The organism is Tateyamaria sp. GN1-10 (assembly GCF_055693845.1).
In genome coordinates this window covers 1,919,292-1,938,533 of the sequence record NZ_JBVFUR010000004.1, presented here as the reverse complement: position 1 = coordinate 1,938,533, position 19,242 = coordinate 1,919,292, and the positions used below count along the sequence as shown (strand labels likewise).

General features: G+C 59.0%; 18 protein-coding genes. 5 read left to right on the top strand and 13 right to left on the bottom strand.

The features are described 5' to 3' along the window. Positions 1 to 70 precede the first annotated feature (70 nt). The 5 genes from ACZ1HN_RS11385 to ACZ1HN_RS11365 all read right to left on the bottom strand — a co-directional run bounded on the left by ACZ1HN_RS11385 (position 71) and on the right by ACZ1HN_RS11365 (position 5,270). The gene (locus ACZ1HN_RS11385) at positions 71 to 1,075 is read right to left on the bottom strand and encodes an endonuclease/exonuclease/phosphatase family protein (RefSeq protein ID WP_472727570.1); all 1,005 of its coding nucleotides are present in this window, start codon (positions 1,073 to 1,075) and stop codon (positions 71 to 73) included. Beyond that, on the bottom strand, positions 1,072 to 2,121 hold the full coding sequence (locus ACZ1HN_RS11380) for an ABC transporter ATP-binding protein (RefSeq protein ID WP_472727569.1): 1,050 nt from the start codon (positions 2,119 to 2,121) through the stop codon (positions 1,072 to 1,074). Before ACZ1HN_RS11380 ends, ACZ1HN_RS11385 begins: the two co-directional genes overlap by 4 nt. A gap of 11 nt (positions 2,122 to 2,132) precedes the next feature. After that, on the bottom strand, positions 2,133 to 3,005 hold the full coding sequence (gene ugpE, locus ACZ1HN_RS11375) for a sn-glycerol-3-phosphate ABC transporter permease UgpE (RefSeq protein WP_472727568.1): 873 nt from the start codon (positions 3,003 to 3,005) through the stop codon (positions 2,133 to 2,135). 10 nt (positions 3,006 to 3,015) lie between these two features. Further along, entirely contained in the window at positions 3,016 to 3,897 is an 882-nt protein-coding gene (locus tag ACZ1HN_RS11370) for an ABC transporter permease subunit (RefSeq protein ID WP_472727567.1), read from the bottom strand. A 68-nt stretch (positions 3,898 to 3,965) separates the two neighbouring features. Continuing rightward, on the bottom strand, positions 3,966 to 5,270 hold the full coding sequence (locus tag ACZ1HN_RS11365; RefSeq protein WP_472727566.1) for an extracellular solute-binding protein: 1,305 nt from the start codon (positions 5,268 to 5,270) through the stop codon (positions 3,966 to 3,968). A 376-nt stretch (positions 5,271 to 5,646) separates the two neighbouring features. Between ACZ1HN_RS11365 and ACZ1HN_RS11360 the strand changes: the two genes are divergently transcribed. From ACZ1HN_RS11360 to ACZ1HN_RS11340, 5 genes are all read left to right on the top strand, one after another. Beyond that, positions 5,647 to 6,507, top strand: a complete 861-nt coding sequence (locus tag ACZ1HN_RS11360) for a LacI family DNA-binding transcriptional regulator (RefSeq protein WP_472727565.1) — start codon at positions 5,647 to 5,649, stop codon at positions 6,505 to 6,507. 219 nt (positions 6,508 to 6,726) lie between these two features. Further along, positions 6,727 to 7,191: a (2Fe-2S)-binding protein gene (locus ACZ1HN_RS11355; protein ID WP_472727564.1), complete on the top strand. Its 465-nt coding sequence runs from the start codon at positions 6,727 to 6,729 to the stop codon at positions 7,189 to 7,191. Positions 7,192 to 7,193: 2 nt separating this feature from the next. Next, a complete protein-coding gene (locus ACZ1HN_RS11350; protein WP_472727563.1) occupies positions 7,194 to 9,374 on the top strand; it encodes a xanthine dehydrogenase family protein molybdopterin-binding subunit in 2,181 nt (726 codons plus the stop codon). A gap of 95 nt (positions 9,375 to 9,469) precedes the next feature. Further along, positions 9,470 to 10,369 carry an L-threonate dehydrogenase gene (ltnD, locus tag ACZ1HN_RS11345; protein WP_472727562.1) on the top strand — a complete coding sequence of 300 codons (900 nt, stop codon included), beginning with the start codon at positions 9,470 to 9,472 and terminating at the stop codon, positions 10,367 to 10,369. Next, positions 10,366 to 11,112 (top strand): hydroxypyruvate isomerase family protein, encoded by a 747-nt coding sequence (locus tag ACZ1HN_RS11340; protein WP_299772165.1) that lies wholly within the window; start codon positions 10,366 to 10,368, stop codon positions 11,110 to 11,112. Before ltnD ends, ACZ1HN_RS11340 begins: the two co-directional genes overlap by 4 nt. Here the strand turns inward: ACZ1HN_RS11340 and arsJ are convergent. The 8 genes from arsJ to ACZ1HN_RS11300 form a co-directional block, all read right to left on the bottom strand. Further along, complete coding sequence (gene arsJ / locus ACZ1HN_RS11335) at positions 11,081 to 12,343, bottom strand: organoarsenical effux MFS transporter ArsJ (RefSeq protein ID WP_472727561.1); 1,263 nt, start codon at positions 12,341 to 12,343, stop codon at positions 11,081 to 11,083. The two genes, ACZ1HN_RS11340 and arsJ, sit on opposite strands and share 32 nt — an antisense overlap. Beyond that, positions 12,340 to 13,332, bottom strand: coding sequence for an ArsJ-associated glyceraldehyde-3-phosphate dehydrogenase (locus ACZ1HN_RS11330; protein ID WP_472727560.1), 993 nt, complete (start codon positions 13,330 to 13,332; stop codon positions 12,340 to 12,342). Before ACZ1HN_RS11330 ends, arsJ begins: the two co-directional genes overlap by 4 nt. Then, entirely contained in the window at positions 13,329 to 14,159 is an 831-nt protein-coding gene (locus tag ACZ1HN_RS11325) for an arsenate reductase/protein-tyrosine-phosphatase family protein (RefSeq protein ID WP_472727559.1), read from the bottom strand. Before ACZ1HN_RS11325 ends, ACZ1HN_RS11330 begins: the two co-directional genes overlap by 4 nt. A 69-nt stretch (positions 14,160 to 14,228) precedes the next feature. After that, positions 14,229 to 16,142, bottom strand: coding sequence for a beta-galactosidase (locus ACZ1HN_RS11320; protein WP_472727558.1), 1,914 nt, complete (start codon positions 16,140 to 16,142; stop codon positions 14,229 to 14,231). Positions 16,143 to 16,146: 4 nt separating this feature from the next. Further along, positions 16,147 to 16,971: an SMP-30/gluconolactonase/LRE family protein gene (locus tag ACZ1HN_RS11315; RefSeq protein ID WP_472727557.1), complete on the bottom strand. Its 825-nt coding sequence runs from the start codon at positions 16,969 to 16,971 to the stop codon at positions 16,147 to 16,149. After that, on the bottom strand, positions 16,971 to 17,573 hold the full coding sequence (locus tag ACZ1HN_RS11310) for a 2-dehydro-3-deoxy-6-phosphogalactonate aldolase (protein ID WP_472727556.1): 603 nt from the start codon (positions 17,571 to 17,573) through the stop codon (positions 16,971 to 16,973). Before ACZ1HN_RS11310 ends, ACZ1HN_RS11315 begins: the two co-directional genes overlap by 1 nt. Then, positions 17,570 to 18,460: a 2-dehydro-3-deoxygalactonokinase gene (locus ACZ1HN_RS11305; RefSeq protein WP_472727555.1), complete on the bottom strand. Its 891-nt coding sequence runs from the start codon at positions 18,458 to 18,460 to the stop codon at positions 17,570 to 17,572. The genes ACZ1HN_RS11310 and ACZ1HN_RS11305 overlap by 4 nt, the downstream gene beginning before the upstream one ends. Further along, positions 18,460 to 19,230, bottom strand: a complete 771-nt coding sequence (locus tag ACZ1HN_RS11300) for an SDR family NAD(P)-dependent oxidoreductase (protein ID WP_472727554.1) — start codon at positions 19,228 to 19,230, stop codon at positions 18,460 to 18,462. Before ACZ1HN_RS11300 ends, ACZ1HN_RS11305 begins: the two co-directional genes overlap by 1 nt. Positions 19,231 to 19,242 lie beyond the last annotated feature (12 nt).

The following is a 19,242-nucleotide window of genomic DNA, read 5'->3' as shown; positions in this document are numbered from 1 at the left end:
ATGGGTGGTGCACGCGCCTACTTTTAGCTGAACACGCGACCCAAGACGGATTGCCGCCAGCATCAGGATCCTAGTCTAAAGACACAGCCGCCCAAACAAGGTCGTGGTCTGATAGCGGTTGCCCCGCGTCTGACAGCGACGTCCTGACACCACAGTCCCGGCAGCGCAAACCGCGTCCAGCAATCCAATCCAGCTTCATTTGCCGATCCGGATGCGGCGTGATCAGGCTGGGTCTCGTTGTCACACCCTCAGCTGTAAACTCCCACGAATAGCCGCGGCTTTCGGCCAGAGAAAACAGGGTTTCCTCGCGCCAGTCAAAGTCTGGCGGCATGTGGTTCCCGGTATTCAAATCACCGCCGATCACCACCGGGCCACTTGGCGCAAAATCGTCGATGGCATCCAACAAGATATCAAATTGGCGATGGCGATGTGGTGCATCCGCATTGCTTTCCAAATGCGTGGAAACAACTGTTATGGGTCCCTTCTCTGTCGGCAGTTCCGCCAACAAGGCCATCCGACCACCGACACGCGGCTGCTCCGGGTCCGATGCTCCGCTGTCGCTCGCAAACCAATGTCCATGATCATCGAGCCGAACCATCGTCACCCGATCGAAGGGAACGGCGGACAGGATTGCATTGCCGTGCCAGCCAAGCACATTGAAGTCGTCGGTGCACAGCGGCAGTTCAGTTGGGCCGCCTAGTCCCAACTCATGGAACTCGACTCCATAGGCGTAAACCATCGACAACGCGTCGGCAAAGCTTGCGGTTGTGTGGCGCTGGTTGGTACGGGCCATACCGTTGTCCACCTCTGACAACAGCACCACATCAGGCTTGATCGGTTCAAGATGATCCGCACAGGCTTCGGGGAACAGACACCGTTCAACATTCCATGCGACCACCGTAATGTCGCTTGGCAAGCGGTCCCGCTGCGCCCTGCCCCCACATTGAACCACGTTCATGGCAGGAATACCGTTCAGCAGCTGACGATGCGCGTCCGCCGTGCGCGGGGCAGACAGAATACGCGCGCGCTGTTCTTCGCTCACCGGTTCAAGAACCGTCCGAACATCGGTGATCATATCGCTTTACCGGTCTCCGGTTGGAACAGCCGGATCGCATCCGGTTTGATCTGCAGCCTGACCTCGCCTTCGGTTGCGGCGGCGTCCTTGCCGATATGAACGGTAAAGGCGTGCCCAGCCAAACGGCCATGCAACAGGCGATGGGCTCCCAGCTCTTCCACGATTTCAATCGTAAAGGGCGTCGAACCGGCTTCATCTATGAAAACGTCTTCAGGGCGAATGCCCATTGTGACCGGCCCGGAATAGGCTTGGTCCAAGGGAGCGGTCAGTACGGTGCTGCCGTTCATACGGATTTCGCCATTTTCCAGCTGCGTATCTATCAGGTTCATTGGCGGCGCGCCCATAAAGGACGCGACAAATTTCGACGCCGGATTGTGATAGATCTCTGCCGGGGTGCCGATCTGCTCGATCTCGCCACCGTTCAAGACAATGATACGATCCGCCATGGTCATGGCCTCGACCTGATCATGGGTCACATAGATCGACGTCACACCAAGACGTCGCTGCAAGGCCTTGATTTCGATCCGCATTTGGTTGCGCAATTTGGCGTCCAGGTTGGACAATGGCTCGTCGAACAGAAACAACGCCGGATCGCGCACCACGGCACGCCCCATCGCGACGCGCTGGCGTTGACCACCAGACAGTTGCGAAGGCTTGCGGTCCAACAAGGCGCTCAGATCGAGCATCTTGGCGGCATCCTGCACCTTCGCCTCGATCTCGGCGGCAGAGGTGCCACGGTTCTTGAGGCCATAGCCGATGTTCTTACGGACAGTCATGTGCGGATAAAGCGCATAGTTCTGAAAGACCATGGCGACATCCCTGTCCGCCGGATCAACGTCATTGACCTCGCGGTCTCCTATGTTCAGCGAGCCAGCGGTTATGTCCTCAAGGCCAGCCACCATGCGCAAAAGCGTTGACTTGCCGCAGCCTGATGGCCCCACAAGGACAACAAACTCACCGTCCGCAATGTCAAAGCTGGAAGGCTTCACCGCCTCAAATCCATTCGGGTAGGTTTTTCCAACCCCGTTCAGTGTAACTTGTGCCATTGGCGGTGTTCCTACTTGTCTGACTCGGTCAGGCCCTTGACGAACCAACTCTGGAAGAAAATGACGATCAGGACCGGCGGCAGCATCGCGATGATCGCAAGCGCCAGGGCCTGGCCGTATTCTGGGATGGAGTTTGCATCGATCATCGTCTGATAGATCTGCTTGATGCCCCGTACGAGGGTAAACAACCCCTCGTCAGTGGTGATCAGCGTGGGCCACAGATACTGGTTCCATCCGAAGACGAACATGATGATAAAGATCGCGGCAATCATGGTTTGCGACAACGGAACCAGAATATCGATGAAGAATTTCACCGGACCTGCCCCATCAATCCGGGCCGCCTCTGCGAGTTCTTCGGGCACTGATCGGAAGAACTGCCGGAAAAAGAATGTGCCCGTGGCGGATGCGATCAGCGGCACGATAAGACCCGAATACGTGTTGGCGAGGTTGAGGCGTTGAATAGCCTCGTAAGATGGCAGGATGCGCACTTCCAAAGGCAACAGCAGCGTTGTGAAGATGATCCAGAAGGCAAAGGTCGCAAAGCGAAGGCGGAAATAGACAAGGGCATAGGCGGCCAACATCGAAATGATGATCTTGCCGATGGCGAAACCCAACCCAAGGATCAGTGAGTTCTTGAGCATCACCATACCGTCGATCGTGGCAGTGAAGCCGCCCTTTTCAAACAGAGCCTTAGAATAGTTTTCTGCCAAGTGGCTTCCGGGAACGAACGATATGCCTTCTCGCGCAATCTGAACCGCGCTGTGACTGGACGTGATGAACGCAAGTGCCACGGGCACGAGCATGAAGAGCGCCCCGAGAATGAGGATCGTATGGTCGAATACGGGCGTCCATTTAAAGGACTTGCGGGTCTGTGTGCGTGCCATGACGTGGACCTCAGCTATAGTGAATGCGGCGTTCAATCAGCCGAAACTGAAAGACGGTAAGGACAAGGACCAGAACCATGAGGATCACGGATTGAGCTGACGAACCGCCCAGATCGTTTCCACGGAACCCGTCCATGTAAACCTTATAAACAAGGGTCATTGGATTGTTCCCGGGCTCGCCCTTCACCAGCGTATCGATGATGCCGAATGTGTCGAACAGCGCGTAGGTGATGTTGATGATCAACAGGAAGAATCCAGTCGGGGCGAGCAGTGGAAAGGTGATGTCCCAGAACCTGCGAACGCCCGAGCGATTGTCGATCATGGCCGCTTCGCGCACCGCCCGCGGAATGGATTGAAGGCCCGACAGGAAGAAGATGAAATTGACCGGAATTTGCTTCCAGACAGAGACAACGATGAACGCCGTGGCCGTGGAGTTATAGTCCACCAGAATTTTGAAATCCCAGCCCAGCGCCTTGAAAAAATCCGTCATGGGCCCCGTGTGCTGGTGAAACAGCATGATGCCCATGAACCCCGCCACCGGCGGCGCCACGGCATAGACCCACATCAAAAGCGTGCGATAGCTCTTGGCACCCCTGATGACCTTGTCCGCCTTCACGGCCAACAACAAGGCGATAGACAGTGAAAAGAAGGTCACAAGAACTGTGAACACCACGGTGAACCACGCGATCCGCATATACTCCGAATTCGCTGTCAGGTCGGTGTAATTTTCAAATCCCACAAATGTCGACCCAAAGCCAAACGGGTCCTGAAGATAAAAAGACGACTGAACCGCCCAGCCTGCTGGCCAATAGAAAAATATCGCGATGATCGAAAGCTGCGGAAAAAGCAATGCTACAGGCAGCCAAACGCTGGTAAACCCGGCTCGTTTCATTCGGAATCCCTTTGCAGAAAAGTGGCGGCCGCACTGAACGGTCGCCACCCAAGTATGAAACGTGCGGCTTAGCCTTGGGTCTTGGCGAAGCGCTCCAACAGCTTGTTGGATTCTTTCTCGATCGCCGCAAAACCGCTTTCGACATCGGTTTCACCGGTCAGGATGCGGCCGTATTCACGGTTCATCACGTCACGGATCTGGACGTAAAAGCCCATACGGTAGCCCCGAGTGAACTCGCCGGCAGGCAGCGAAAGCTGCTGGATGCCAACCTCGGCCGCCGGAAACTTGTCATAGTGGCCGTCCGCCTTGGCCGTTTCGTAGGCGGCTTCCGTGATCGGCACGTAACCTGTCGCCTGGTGCCAGAAATACTGCGTATCGGAGGCTGTCAGGTAACTGAAGAATTCAGCAGTTGCCTTGTTTTCCTCTGCCGATTGTCCAGACATGGCAAACAGTGCCGCGCCACCGATAAAGGTTTGTGTGGGTTCGGTTGTCACACCTTCCCAATAGGGCAGCATCGTCGCCGAGAAATCAAAGCCCAGGTCCTTGGCCAGCAATCCGCCGAAGGAGCCCGAAGATCCTAGCCACATCGCGACATTGCCGTCCTCGAACGGCTTGGCGTTGTCACCCCAACCGGTGCCGTACCATTCAAACAGCCCCTGATCTTTCCAATCTACCAAGGCAGAAAAATGTGCCTTGATGGCAGGGTTGTTGATCATGATCTGCGTGTCGTTGCTGTCGTATCCGTTATTGTTGGAGGCGAACTGCAGGTTGTGCCGGGAAAAGAAATTCTCGGTGAAAATCCACGGCAGGTGCGATTGGCTCAGCGGAATGTACCCGGCCTCTTTCAACGCCGGAGCGGTGACATTGGCGAATTCTTCCCACGTTGCGGGCGGCGTGACACCGGCTTTCTCAAGCGCCTGCACATTGTAGTACATGATCGGCGTCGAAGAATTGAACGGCATGCCGATCATCTTGCCATCCGCATCTGCATAGAAGTAACGCACACCAGCGATGTAGTCGTTGATGTCAAAATCGATGCCATTGTCCGCCAGCAGGTCCTGCACCGGGATAGTCGCACCTTGCGCACCGATAACCGTGGCTGCACCGGCATCAAAAACCTGGATGATGTTGGGTTGTTCACCCGCACGGAAGGCCGCGATGCCGGCAGTCAACGTTTCTTCATACGAACCTTTGAAAACGGGCGTGATTTTGTATTCGTCCTGGCTTGCGTTGAAGCCTGCGGCAACTTCGTTGACCGTTTCTCCAAGCTGGCCTCCCATCGCATGCCAGAAGGTGATTTCGGTTTCGGCCAAGGCCGCTTGGCCTGCAAATGCGATGCTGAAAGCAGCCGCGCCCAGTTTGAAAGATTTCATTACATTGCTCCGTGTGTCGTGAGACTAATAGAGTTTGGCAACTGGTGTCGGGACGTCTTTAGACCCCGGCAGGTCCAGCTGCTGTTTGGTTACAGGGAATAAACTGCCCCATGCTGCACGGAATGTGCACACGTGTTCAGTACGAGTTAAATGTAACGGCGATGCTACGGTTTCAGTTCCGTCTTGAAAAGTTTTTCCTACAACGGGAAGGTGCATGCGGATGCCCCAAACATCAATGAAACGCTTATAAATATGGCCAAACGCAAACGTATTACTGCTCAAATGGTGGCTGATCGTGCGGGCGTTTCGCGGTCTGCGGTGTCTCGTGCCTTCACCAAAGGCAGCTATTTGGAAGAATCAAAGCGCCGTCGAGATCTTGGGAATCGCGGCCGAAATTGGGTACCAGCCAAACGCACTCGCCGCGGGCCTGCAGGGCGGACGCTCCCGTTTGGTGGCGGTGATCGAGGGGGACATTCGCAACGCCCATGACACAACCCTGATCAGCCGATTGTGCAGCGCGCTCAATGCAAATGGCTTTTGGCCCATTCTTGTCAGCGGGACGCGGATCAACGGGTATACAGAGGCTCTGGCTTTTCCGCTGGATGCATTGATCGTGCGCGGCGGCAGCATGTCAAAAGACCTTGTCCACCGATGTGCCAAGCTCGGTATTCCAATGATCTGTTACGGGCGCCCGACCGAAGAGCTCAACATCGATTCAGTCCACTGCAAGAACCAGGCAGGGATGCAATTGGCAACCGAACTTCTGGTGTCAAAGGGCCGGCAAAAATTCGGTTTTCTTGGTGGACCGGACCAGTTCTATTCCTCCATGAAGCGGCGGAAAGGAGTGTTGAACGCACTCGAAAACGCGGGCTTGGATTTGCAGGCGGAGGCGGCCAGTGATTTTTCAGTGGATGGTGGTTTTACCGCAGCAAACACCCTGCTCGCGGAAAACAGACACATAGATGCGCTCGTCTGCGCAAATGATGCCATGGCCATTGGCGCACTCGGAGCGGCCCGCGCGCTTGGGATCGCCATACCAGACGCCTTGTCGATCGTCGGCTTCGATGATGCCGACATGGCGGATTGGCAGATCACACAGCTGACCACCGTGCGGAATCCGCTTGAGACGACAGTTCAGGAAGTTCTCAATCTGCTTGTCGACCGGATCAACAATCCCGATAGAGAGTGTCGTACGATCCGGGTCGAACCACAGCTTGTAATCCGCGGAACACACTAGTGTGGTTTGAGTGTTGCTTGCCAAAGCAACGTCGCTGCAACACAGCCGCCGCCGCAGAAAGCACCCATCAACTCAAGAGGGGAGCACTGTTTTGGCCGGTGAACGGTCCAGCCAATCACAAACCGGCGGGCCAGGTCGCGATTTCAACTCGGAAGGGTGGCGTGACCAGTCTGCCGCCCTATCTTTTTAAGTACCCACGTTCAGCACGGAGATCTAGGCATGGCACTTTCACTCAAGATCAATGGCAAGACCCAAGAAGTGGAGGCTGACCCCGGCACCCCGCTGCTGTGGGTCATACGCGATGAACTCAATATGACCGGCACCAAATTCGGGTGCGGTGTCGCGTCCTGTGGCGCCTGCACTGTGCATCTGAACGGCGAACCTGTCCGGTCTTGCCAAACCTACATCGAGGACGTCGAAGGTGCAGAGATCACGACGATCGAAGCCATCGGGGACAACGCAATCGGGGCCGCTGTGCAACAGGCATGGGTGGAACTGGACGTGGTTCAATGTGGTTACTGCCAGTCCGGGCAAGTCATGTCTGCCGTCGGCCTCCTGTCCGAAAACCCAAAGCCATCCGCTCAGGAGATTGACGACTACATGTACGGGAACGCCTGCCGCTGCGCCACGTACCAACGTATCCGCGCGGGCATTCAGCGCGCCGCAGACATCCTGGAGGCTTGATCATGACTGTGAACACATCCCGCCGCAGTTTTCTCAGGGGTGCTGCAGCCGCAAGCGCCGTATTGGTGGTCGGCATTCGCCCCGATGGCGCGCTAGCCGCCGCTGGAAATCCATCAATGCTGACACCCTTCGTGCAGGTTGGTGCCGATGGGTCGGTGACGGCCATCATCAAGCATTTCGAAATGGGTCAGGGTCCGTCAACCGGCCTCACAACGCTGATTGCCGAGGAAATGGGCCTGTTGATGGACCAGATCGGCTATGATTTTGCCCCGTCGAACCCACAGGTTTACAACAACACCCTCTTCGGCCCGATGCAGGGCACAGGCGGCTCAACAGCAATGGCCAACTCTTATCTGCAATATCGCCAAGCCGGCGCCGCCGCGCGCGAGATGCTTTTGCAAGCAGCAGCGGATGAATGGAGTGTGGACGCCAGCACACTCAGAATCGAAGACGGCATTATTTCCGGCCCGGCGAATGCCGCACCCCTCGGTCAGTTTGTGGAAGCGGCCGCCACTCTCGATGCGCCAGCAGAACCGCGCCTCAAGGATCCATCCGAGTTTCGCTTGATCGGCAACCCCGATGTCCGTCGCCTCGACAGCGCTGCGAAAGGCAACGGGACAGCGGTTTTCGCAATGGACATTCGGCGCCCGAACCAGATGGTTGCCATGATTGCCCGCCCCGAACAGCAACGCGCCACCGCCATCAGTGTCGATGCCACAGACGCCGAAGGGATCAAGGGGTTCATCAGCGCCGCGATCCTGCCCAATAAGGCGGGCGTGGCTGTATTTGCCGAAAATACATGGGCCGCAATGCAGGCCCGCGATGCGCTTTCAATCGAATGGGACACCTCAAACGCGGAAACCCGCAGTTCAGACCAGATCGAGGCGGACATACGCACAGCACTTGAGGCCGAACCGACCTATAATGTGAACAACGCAGATGTGCCTGCCGTGCAAGCGGCAATCGACGGCGCGGACACCGTGGTTGAGGAAACCTTCTACTTCCCCCTCCTTGCCCACGCCCCGATGGAGCCGCTCAACTGCACCATCGAACAGACCGAGGATGGCGGCATTCTGCTGCATGACGGGTGCCAGATCCCAACGATCCCCCATGGTGCGATTGCCCAAATCTTCGACCTGCCCTTCGAAAAAGTGCAGATCAAGACCGTGCTGGCAGGCGGATCGTTCGGGCGCCGGGCAACGCCCAGCGCCGACTACCAGGTCGAAGCCGCGCTCGCCTTCTCACTCACCGACCGATCACGCCCCGTGCATCTGGTCTGGTCGCGCGAGGATGACCTGCGTTCAGGCTACTACCGCCCAGCCTTTGGACACAAAGTGCGGGTCGGGTTGGACGGATCAGGCAACATCGTTGGTTGGGAACACCGCGTCGCTGGCCAATCGATCATGAAGGGCACGCCATTCAGATCCTTTGCTGTGCATGATGGCGTCGACCACTCCTCGATCGAAGGGACCTCGGACAGCCCGTACCAAATTCCGGGTGCAGCCTTTGGTTTGACAGATACCGAAAAGGCAACCAGCACCTTGTGGTGGCGCGCGGTCGGGCACACGCACACGGCCTATGTCATGGAGGTCATGATGGACATGGCTGCCAAGGCAGCTGGAATTGACCCCGTTGAATTCCGCCTGGCCTATCTCTCTGGTGACGGAGTTGACCAAACCCGCAAGGCAGGTGTCCTGAAACTGGTCGCCGAGAAAGCAAACTGGGGTAACCCTGCCGAAGGTCGCAGCCAAGGCATCGCCGTTCACAAATCCTTTGGCTCTTACGTGGCTGAAGTCGTGGAAATCTCCGGCAACGCAGAAGACGGAATCAGGATCGAAAAAATCACCTGCGCCGTCGATTGCGGTGTCGCGGTGAACCCGGACGTCATCAAGGCACAGATGGAAGGCGGAATTGGGTACGGCATCGGCCACAACATGCGTGACAAGATCACGCTGACGGACGGTGTCGTGGACCAGTTCAACTTCCCCGACTACGAACCGCTGCGGATCTCCGACATCGGTGAGATCGAAGTGCACATCGTGCCCTCGGCCGAGGCACCGACAGGCGTCGGCGAACCGGGCACACCGCCCGCGGCCCCGGCGCTCGCAAATGCCATCGCAGCGGCCAGTAACCTGCGCGTCGCGGCACTCCCCATGGAAGACAACGGCGTGTTCTTCGCCTGACCCAAGCCCCCGGCGTCAACGCCGGGGGCCACACTCTCTTGCCCTTCTGGCCGCGATGCCCATGATGGCGCCAAACGCAGGGACAGGAGACGCATATGCCCCACACCACCGCCGTCATCGGCCTTGGCTCAATGGGCTATGGCATTGCGCAATCCTGTCTGGCTGCTGGGCATACAACACACGGATTTGACATCGCCCCTGCGCAGGTCGAACGCTTCCGCACCGAAGGCGGTGCAGCCGGGAACCTCACCAGTATTGCAGACACGCTTGATGCCGTCATCGTGGTTGTCCTGAACGCTACCCAAACAGAAGCAGTCCTGTTCGGAGAGGCGGGGATCGTCCCGCATCTGAAACCAGGCACGGTGGTGATGGCCTGCGCAACCGTCCCCCCGGACTTCGCCAAGGACATGGAAGCGCGCTGCAACGCCCACAACATCCACTACCTAGACGCGCCAATTTCGGGCGGATCGGTGAAGGCTGCCCAAGGGGCCTTGTCCATCATGGCTTCCGGCACGCCAGATGCCTTTATCGCGGCAAAACCCGTTCTGGACGCCACCGCCGAAACCGTTTTCGAACTGGGGGATCATGCAGGCCCCGGCTCGGCTATGAAAGCTGTGAACCAATTGCTGGCAGGCGTACACATCGCCACGATGGCCGAGGCGCTGACTTTCGGCATGACCCAAGGCGTCGCCCCCGATCAGTTTGTCGAGGTGATTTCGAAATGTGCAGGGTCCAGCTGGATGCTGGAAAACCGCGCGCCTCATATCGTGAACGGAGACTACACTCCGCACTCATCGGTCAACATCTGGCCCAAGGATCTGGGCATCGTGCTCGACATCGCCAAGTCGTCCCGCTTCTCCGCCCCCATCACCGCCGCAGCCCTGCAACAATTCATCGCCGCCGCAGGCATGGGGCTCGGGGGCGAGGACGACGCCGCTGTCGCCAAGGTCTATGCCCGCAACGCGAGCCTTACCCTGCCCGGAGAGAGCGCATGAGGTTCTCTGCCAATCTGGGCTTTCTCTGGAACGACCGCCCCCTGCCCGATGCCATCCATGCCGCCAAGGCGGCCGGTTTCGATGCCGTCGAATGCCACTGGCCCTATGACATTCCAGCGGAAGACGTGCGCGCCGGGCTCGACGCAACGGGTCTGCCGATGCTGGGTCTCAACACCTCGCGCGGAGACGTGGCTGGCGGTGAAAACGGTCTCGCCGCCCTGCCGGGGCGCACGGATGATGCCCGCGCGGCCATAGATCAGGCGATTGCCTATGCCGGCATCGTCGACGCTGGCGCGATCCATGTCATGTGCGGCTTTGCAAACGGCCCCAAAGCCCATGCCACTTTCATCGAAAACCTGCGCTACGCCTGCGAAGCGACCATGCGCACGATCCTGATCGAACCGCTCAACCGCCACGACGCGCCCGGCTACTTTCTGCAAACGACAGATCAGGCCCGCGCGATCATCGCCGAGGTCAACGCACCCAACCTCAAACTGATGTTCGACTGCTATCACGTCGGCCGGACCGAGGGCGACATCCTGACCCGCATCGCTGACCTTGGCGATCTGATCGGTCATATCCAGTTCGCCTCTATCCCCGATCGAGGCGCGCCGGATCACGGAGAGTTGGATTACGCCACCATCTTCGCCGCGCTCAAAGACTGGCCACATCCGCTGGGCGCGGAATACAAACCCGTTGGAGACACAAATGCTACGCTGGGCTGGATGCAGCGCTATCGCTGATCCGGCCTATCGACAGCCAGCTCAGCACGATCATCACAGCCGCCGTTGCAAGGCACAGTGACACGCCGCCAAGCTGGTAGGCCAGTCCTGACAACACGGTGCCGATCAACCGGCCCGCCGCATTGGCCATGTAGTAGAACCCCACATCCATCGTGACCCGTTTTGCATCGGTAAAGGCAAGGATGAGATACGAGTGCAGCGACGAGTTGAGCGCAAAAAGCACGCCGAAGACCAACAACCCGAGCACGACAAAACCCGTCAGCCACAGCGTCGGCGTTCCCACGGACCAGACGGTCACAGCCAAAACAGCGGGCACGAAAAAGAGTGTTCCGACCCAAAACCGTGCCGCGCGTGCCAAATCCGCCTCGCTCCTCTGCGCGCTGCGCAGCATAGCTGGTGCCTTGGCCTGCACGGCGCCGTAAAGGATCACCCAAACAGCCATGAAAATGCCAATCATAAAGAACGCGGCCCGCTGCCCTTCCGGGCTGCCATCACTCAGCACCGAATAGAAATAAATTGGAATACCCACGACAAACCAGACGTCCCGCGCCCCGAACAGGAACACGCGGGCCGCACTCAGCCAGTTCACGCGCGGGTTCTTCGAAAATACCTCTTTGAACTTCGCGTCCTTCCGACCGGCCGGCAGCCCGCCGGGCATGCGTAGCAACACCACCAGAAGGATCACGGCAAGGATCGCGGCCATCCCCAGCACGCTTGGCGCAAAGCCAAACAGCGCCAGCGCCCCGGCCCCTAGTAGAAAGCCAAAGCCCTTGACCGCATTCTTCGATCCAGTCAGCAGCGCCACCCAACGAAACAACCCATCGCCCTCGGCGGGCGCCAGCAGCTTTACGGCAGATTTCGATGACATCTTGGCCAGATCCTTGGCCACGCCCGACAGCCCCTGCACCGCCATCACAAAAACAACCGATGCAGCGACGGACCATGCTGGATCAAGCTGCGCCAAGGCCAGAAGCGCAATCACCTGCAAACCTAGCCCGACATAGAGCGTCGAGGTCAGCCCAAACCGCGCGGCAATCCATCCCGCACTCAGGTTGGTCACAACACCCGCGATCTCGTACAGCACAAAGAGATAGGCCAGCTGCACCGGCGAAAAGCCCAGCGTGTTGAAGTGCAGCAGCACCAACATGCGCAAGGCGCCATCGGTCAGCATGAACGCCCAGTAGGCCGCCGTCACGGCCACATAGGCCGCAAAACCCTCCGGTCGGGTCAAAGGCTGTCACCTACCATCTGCGCCACATCGACAAGCCGGTGCGCATAGCCCCATTCGTTGTCGTACCAGGCATAGATTTTCACTTGTGTCCCGTTCACCACCATGGTGCTGGGCGCATCCACGATGCTCGACCGCGGATCGTTGGTGTAATCGGTTGAAACGAGGGGCCGCGTCTCGTACCCAAGAATGCCCTGGAGCGGCCCGTTCGCAGCCGCTTCAAACAGCGCGTTCACTTCTTCTACGGTTGTCTCCCGCTTCACCTCGAACACGCAATCGGTCAGGGAGGCGTTCAAGAGCGGCACCCGCACCGCATGACCATTCAGCTTGCCAGTCAACTCTGGATAGATCAGCGTGATCGCTGTGGCCGAGCCAGTGGTCGTCGGGATCAGCGAGTTCAGCGCCGACCGCGCGCGCCGCAAATCCTTGGCCGGACGGTCCACGATGGTCTGCGTGTTGGTTACATCATGGATCGTCGTGATCGACCCATGCTTGATACCCAACCCTTCGTGTATCACTTTAACAACGGGCGCTAAGCAATTGGTTGTACAGGATGCAGCCGTTACAATGGGTTGCCGAGTGTAGACGTCATTGTTAACGCCGTAGACAATGTTCGCCGTCTCTCCGTCCTTGACCGGTGCAGACACAACAACCTTCTCTACGCCCGCTTCAAAGTACGGGGTCAGCTTGGCTTCGGTTTTGAATACGCCGGTGCAATCAATGACAACGTCTACACCGTCCAGTGGCAGATCCTCGATGGTCCGGACAGACAGCGCAGGTATGCGCGTGCCATCAATGGTGATGCTGTCTGCATCTGCTGCAAAATCGGCATCCCAACGCCCATGCACCGTATCGAACTCAAGCAGATGCGCATGCATGGCCGGATCGCCGACCGCGTCGTTGACAAACGCAATCTCGCACCCGCGGTCCAGCAGCGGCTTCAGGGCCAGTTTTCCAATCCGGCCCAAGCCGTTCAACGCGTATGTCGTCATGTGTCTTCCTTGGTGCGACCGATCTCATCGACCTCGTTCTGCAGTGATGCGCGGCTCAGTGTGTCAAGCGGCAGCGCGGTAAAGGCGATGATGCGGTTGCGCATCGCGCCAAAGGTGTGTTGGAAGGCAAGTCGTTTTTCGGCATCTGTGCCTTCCACCTTGACCGGATCGGGCAGACCCCAATGGGCACTGATAGGTTGCCCTTCCCACGCTGCGCATTCCTCGTTCGCAGCCAGATCACAAACGGTAAAGACGAAATCCAGATGCGGCGAGTCTGGGCCTTGAAACTCCGAGACGTTCTTTGCCCGTAGGCTGCTCGTTTCGATCCCCTTCCCCGCAAGCATCTCAACGGCGAAAGGGTTCAACTCGGAAAATGGCTTCGTCCCCGCAGAATAGACGTTGAACCGGTCACCCGATTCATGGCGCATGATGGCTTCGGCCAAGATCGACCGGGCCGAATTGCCGGTACAGATGAACAGAACGTTATGTTTATGGTCAGACATGGGCGCCATCCTTTGCAGCGGATCGACCATTGCGGGCGGGCACAAATCGGGCCGACCATTGCAACAATCCGTGAAAAGCTGCGCCACCATGTCCCGCGCCCCGTCCAACTTCACAGCATAGCGCAGAGAATTCCCATCGCGGGTGTGATGGATCAATCCAGCCTTCTGCAAAGCCGACAAATAGACCGAGGTGGTCGAGGGCTTGAACCCCAGCACCTGTGCAACCTCACCCGCTGGCACCGCATCAGGACAGCGCCGCATCAGCAGGCGAAACACGCGCATCCGCTCAGGATGGCTAAGGGTCGAGAGTTGGTCGAGCAGCATGGTCCATATCTATTTCACGATTCCATGAAATATATATGACAGGAGGTGCCCGACCCTCAATCGTAAACGTTACAGGCTCAGCCGAAGAACCCCCGCAGCGGACAGCGCATGCCCCTCTACCTGCACCGGTTGATCGGTGTAGTTGAACCAGAACCGTTCGGTCCCCGTGTCGCGGCATCGCACGCCCTCTGGCATGGGCGTTGTTGCCAAATCAGGCGCGACCGCCTCGATCAGACGCATATGCGCCTCATCATCCCCCCATCCGGCGACATAGGTTGTCTGGGCGTCCAGACGCACAGCAACCGGTGCATCGGCAGTGTGCAAGACAATCTCGCCACCACCCTCAACCTGCTCAAGATAAAGATGAACGTGACCACCACCCTCAATCGGGACAGGCAGATCGGGGCGCATGGATTGCACCCGGCTGACCACCAGATCACTGCCGGGCCATGCGGGCGGCAGCGGGGTCGGAATGTTGAAATCGGCATCCCGCGCAGCCGTGCGCGGCCCCAGAATGACTTGTGCATCAGAGGCTTGCAGCGCAACCTTCAAGTCAAGCGGCACATGCATCATACCCGGCACAATCACGGCGACGTAGCCAGAAAACTCACGGGCCGAGGATGGCAAGATGTCAACCGACAGCCCCAGCTTCCGGCACGCCCGGTACCAGTCAAACACCAACCCGAAGTAACTCAGGGCCTCCCCATGCGGCTGCACAGACCACGCCCAATCCGCATCGTAATCAAAGACAATACCCACTGGCGCCTGCGCGGGCGCAACATCCGGCGCATCGGCCAGTTCTTCCATAACCTGCGCGGCCTCGCCAAATGCCTCCGCCGCAACTGAGTCTGGCCGCAACAGCCCGGCATGCATCTGCTCTTGGGCAAAAGGGGCCTGCCGCCAGCGGAAGTAGCACACGGCTTCTGCCCCATGGGCAAAGGCCTCCCAAGTCCACAACCGCACCATCCCCGGCAAGGGCGACGGGTTGTACGGCGCCCAGTTCACCGGACCGGGCTGCTGCTCCATGATCCACCAGCGGCCCTTGCCCACGGCACGATAGAGATCGTGGTGAAACGCCTGAAAGTCCGGGTCGCCCTGCCGCGCATAGGCACGCTGATGCGCAGCATCTGCCCCCACACGATCTTCAAGAAACCCAAGCGGGTAGCTGTCCCAAGACGCGATATCCAGATCGTCGCCAACCTTGAAATGGTCAAACTCGGTCACGCGGCCCATATAATTGTGGGCAATGGGCGCATCGGAATGGGCCCGAATGATCTCAACCTGTGCCCGATTGAAGGCCACGACCTCTTCGCTGGCAAACCGCCGGAAGGCGTGTACATGGGCCGGGTTCGGCTCGGTCACTGTCAGGTTCGGCAGGCCGATTTCGTCGAAATCATCATAATCCATCGACCAGAACACATTGCCCCAGGCGGCGTTCAGCGCGTCAATATCGCCGTCATTGCCCTGCCCCGGAAACTGCCTGCGCAACCAGCCGCGGAACCGGTCCCGCGCCGCATCGGAATAACTGATGACCGTGTCATGACAGCCATATTCATTGTCGGTCTGCCACGCGGCCACATGCGGGTTGCGGCCATAGCGTTCTGCGACGGCACGCACGATACCACGGCATTCCTCAAGAAAGCCCTGATGCGAAAAACAGTAGTGCCGGCGTGATCCGTAGCCCCGCGCATGGCCCTGTTCGTCCACTGCAAACATGTCCGGATGCTTCTTGCAGACCCATTTCGGTGGTGTTGCTGTTGGCGTGCCCAGCACGACCTTCAGTCCTGCAGCTCCCAGAGTCTCGATTGCGCGGTCCAGCCAGCCCCAGTCATAGTCACCTTCGCGCGGCTCCATCCGCTTCCAGGCAAATTCGCCAATCCGCACCCATGTCAGGCCCAGTTCGGCCATGCGCTGCGCGTCCTCGGCCCACTGCGCCTCGGGCCAATGTTCAGGGTAATAACACACCCCCAATGTTCGTTTCATAGGATCACCCGATGTTCGCGCTGGCCTGTTGTGCCAGCGGGTCCGTAAAGGTTTTCCCTCCCTCTGCTTCGTCCAGCCCGACTGCCGCAGTTGTGACGAAAAGCGTGGTGCCATCCGGCCCGCCAAAGGCCGGACAGCTTGTTTGCGATGCGGGCGCATCAATGGCGCGCACGAACGCACCCGCCGGGCTGTAGCCCGCCACACGGCTGGCCCCCCACTGCGCATTCCAAAGGTTTCCATCTGCATCCACGACAGCGCCATCGGGGTTCAGCCCCTCGCCCTGCAGATCCAGAAAGACCTCTGGCTCCCCCTCGGGCCAACCATCTGAATTCAGCGCAACCGCTTGTATTTGCTTCGAAAACGTGTCGCAAAAATAGGCGCGCGTGCCATCAGGCGCAAAGCAGATCGCATTGGGAATGGTGATGCGATCGAACAGCTTGCGCAGCTCCCCCTTGTAGTAGCGATAGATCGCCCCGGCATAGGCTTCAGCATTCAGGCCCATGGTCCCGATCCAGAACCCACCCTGCGGATCGGCCCGTCCGTCATTGGATCGCGTGATCGGATTGTCCGCCTCCAACGCCGTTACCAGCTCCCGATCCCCGGTCGGGACGTCAAAGCGCCACAAGCCAGAAGCCGACGCCATCAGCAGCGTATCCCTGTCCACCCAGCCACAGGCGGAAACATGTTCGTCAAACTGCCATTCGCGGCGCTGCGCGCCTTTTGCGAACATGCGCTTGCCCAGAATATCGAACCAGAACAGCTCGCCCCGCTCGGGGTGCCACATCGGCCCCTCGCCCAGAGCGCACGCCGTGTCATCAAAGACCTGCATCACGCCCCCGCGTCGTAGGCCGCCACCATGTCCACCGCACGCGATGCCACGTCAGCCACTGACATACCGGGCTTGAACACGGCCGAGCCGATACCAAACCCTGTGATGCCGGCGGCAAACCATTCCGAAAAATTGGCCGGTCCCACACCGCCCACGGCATAGGTCTTGGTTCCCTTGGGCAACACGGCACCAATCGCCTTCAACCCTTCAAGGCCAAGCAGCGAGGCCGGGAACAGCTTCAAACCATCAGCCCCCGCGTGCAGCGCCGCAAAACATTCGGTCGGTGTCATCACGCCGGGGAAGGACATCATGCCCGCCTGCTTTGTCGCCACGATCACGCTGGCATTGGCATCCGGTGACACAACCATATGTGCACCCATCTCGTGCAGGCGTTCGACGGATTGCACATCCAGAACTGTGCCTGCGCCGATCATTGCATGATCGCCGTGCGCCTCCAGCATTTTCCCAATGCTGTCAAAGGGATCGGGCGAATTCAGAGGGACTTCGATCCGCGTGATACCTGCGGCGACCAAGGCATCTGCAATCGGAAGGGCCTCGTCCGGGGTCACGCCCCGCAGGATGGCAATGATCTCACGGCTCATGCGGCCTCTCCATATATCTGGGTGTATGCGGCGGTCAGGCCCGCCAGTGTCATGTCTTCGGCGTCGGCCTGCTGGCACGGCACGCCCTGCGCCGCAAGGGCCGTGGCATAGGCATCAGATAAGCGATCCGCCCCGATCAGCGCCACCTGCTGGCCCAGCCAATACGGCCGCATGGACGCCAGCTCGGCCCCGATCAAAAGGCCAGACAAACGCGCCCGCGCCGCATCCTCGGCCAAGTCATCCAACAAACTTTCGGCCCGCAGCGAAAACAGGGCCGCCGCCAACCCCTCGGGTCGCGACAGGGATTGGTCAATGCCTGCCGCAAACGCATTAGCATCCCAGCCGTCGCCCATCGAATGGCGCAGCACGGATTGCTTGGACAAAAGGCCAAACATCTCGCCCGTCATGGCGGTGCGGAAACTCACGATCTCACCCGCGCTCACGTGCACCCACTTGGTGTGGGTACCGGGCAGGCAAATCACGCCGTCAAACCCGGGCGATGTGGCCAGATACCCGGCAATCTGCGTCTCTTCCCCGCGCATCACATCCGCGGGCCGGGCCTGTTTCACACCGGGCAGAATACGAACGTCCAACTCAGTGCCAGACACCTGGACTGCCTCCGCAGCCGAAGGCGGCGTACAAGGCACGGCACTGTAAGGCGCCTCTGCCCACCCCTGCCGCGACCCAACCATGCCACAGGCCAGAACCGGGGCGGGCAAAACATCCCCCACAAGGGCGCGCAACGCAGGCTCAAACCCAGCGCGGTCGAGCGTTCCCATCCCCTGCGCAGAAGACCGTCGATCCAGAACCGACCCATCCCCGCGCATCAACCACGCGCGCACATGCGACGTTCCCCAATCCACGGCAATCCACGCAACATCTGCCATCAGCCTGTCACCACAACACCACCGTCGATCACCATCGACTGGCCGGTCATCATGCGGCTTATCTCCGACGCCAGGAACAGCGTTGCACCCACTATATCGCGCGGCTCCAGATGCTCTTTCAGGCACTGACGCTCCATATGGGCGGCCAACCCCTCAGGTGTCGCCCATTTGTCGAGCTGTTTCTGAGTCAGAACCCAACCAGGCGCCAGCGCATTCACGCGAATCTTGTCGGGACCAAACTCGCGCGCCAACGAGCGTGTCATCCCGTTGATGCCGCTATTCGACCCCGTATAGATCGGATAGCCTGCATTCCCCATCATGTAGCTGATGGAGGAGAAATTGATGATTGAACCGCCACCAGCGGCCTGCATCCCCGGGATCACCGCCTGACAGGCAAAGAAATACGCCTTGAAGTTGATGGCAATCATCCAATCCCAAAACTCGGAATCCACGTCCATCGTGGCATGCCGCTTGTCGTTGGCCGCGTTGTTCACCAGCGCGGTAATCGGACCATGGGCCTCTGCCGCCTGCGCAATGCAAGACTTCAACAGTTCCGTATCGGTGATGTCGCATTGCATAAACAGCGGGCGCACCCCGTGCTTCTGCTCCATCTCGTCGCAGAATTCCGTGGCATCCGACCGCCCGACAAAAGCGATATGCGCCCCCTGCTCCATGAACCCATCCGTCAGCGATGCGCCAATGCCCGCGCCACCGCCGGTGATGAACACTGACGCGCCCTTCAGGTCGTGAAATGTGGCTGTCTCTTTCATGGCATCACTCTC

Bases quoted from the DNA above. Each gene is read 5' to 3' on its own strand.
- ACZ1HN_RS11385 (WP_472727570.1), bottom strand. From the start codon at position 1,075: ATGATCACCGATGTTCGGACGGTTCTTGAACCGGTGAGCGAAGAACAG.
- ACZ1HN_RS11380 (WP_472727569.1), bottom strand. From the start codon at position 2,121: ATGGCACAAGTTACACTGAACGGGGTTGGAAAAACCTACCCGAATGGA.
- ugpE (WP_472727568.1), bottom strand. From the start codon at position 3,005: ATGGCACGCACACAGACCCGCAAGTCCTTTAAATGGACGCCCGTATTC.
- ACZ1HN_RS11370 (WP_472727567.1), bottom strand. From the start codon at position 3,897: ATGAAACGAGCCGGGTTTACCAGCGTTTGGCTGCCTGTAGCATTGCTT.
- ACZ1HN_RS11365 (WP_472727566.1), bottom strand. From the start codon at position 5,270: ATGAAATCTTTCAAACTGGGCGCGGCTGCTTTCAGCATCGCATTTGCA.
- ACZ1HN_RS11355 (WP_472727564.1), top strand. From the start codon at position 6,727: ATGGCACTTTCACTCAAGATCAATGGCAAGACCCAAGAAGTGGAGGCT.
- ACZ1HN_RS11350 (WP_472727563.1), top strand. From the start codon at position 7,194: ATGACTGTGAACACATCCCGCCGCAGTTTTCTCAGGGGTGCTGCAGCC.
- ltnD (WP_472727562.1), top strand. From the start codon at position 9,470: ATGCCCCACACCACCGCCGTCATCGGCCTTGGCTCAATGGGCTATGGC.
- ACZ1HN_RS11340 (WP_299772165.1), top strand. From the start codon at position 10,366: ATGAGGTTCTCTGCCAATCTGGGCTTTCTCTGGAACGACCGCCCCCTG.
- ACZ1HN_RS11330 (WP_472727560.1), bottom strand. From the start codon at position 13,332: ATGACGACATACGCGTTGAACGGCTTGGGCCGGATTGGAAAACTGGCC.
- ACZ1HN_RS11325 (WP_472727559.1), bottom strand. From the start codon at position 14,159: ATGCTGCTCGACCAACTCTCGACCCTTAGCCATCCTGAGCGGATGCGC.
- ACZ1HN_RS11320 (WP_472727558.1), bottom strand. From the start codon at position 16,142: ATGAAACGAACATTGGGGGTGTGTTATTACCCTGAACATTGGCCCGAG.
- ACZ1HN_RS11315 (WP_472727557.1), bottom strand. From the start codon at position 16,971: ATGCAGGTCTTTGATGACACGGCGTGCGCTCTGGGCGAGGGGCCGATG.
- ACZ1HN_RS11310 (WP_472727556.1), bottom strand. From the start codon at position 17,573: ATGAGCCGTGAGATCATTGCCATCCTGCGGGGCGTGACCCCGGACGAG.
- ACZ1HN_RS11305 (WP_472727555.1), bottom strand. From the start codon at position 18,460: ATGGCAGATGTTGCGTGGATTGCCGTGGATTGGGGAACGTCGCATGTG.
- ACZ1HN_RS11300 (WP_472727554.1), bottom strand. From the start codon at position 19,230: ATGAAAGAGACAGCCACATTTCACGACCTGAAGGGCGCGTCAGTGTTC.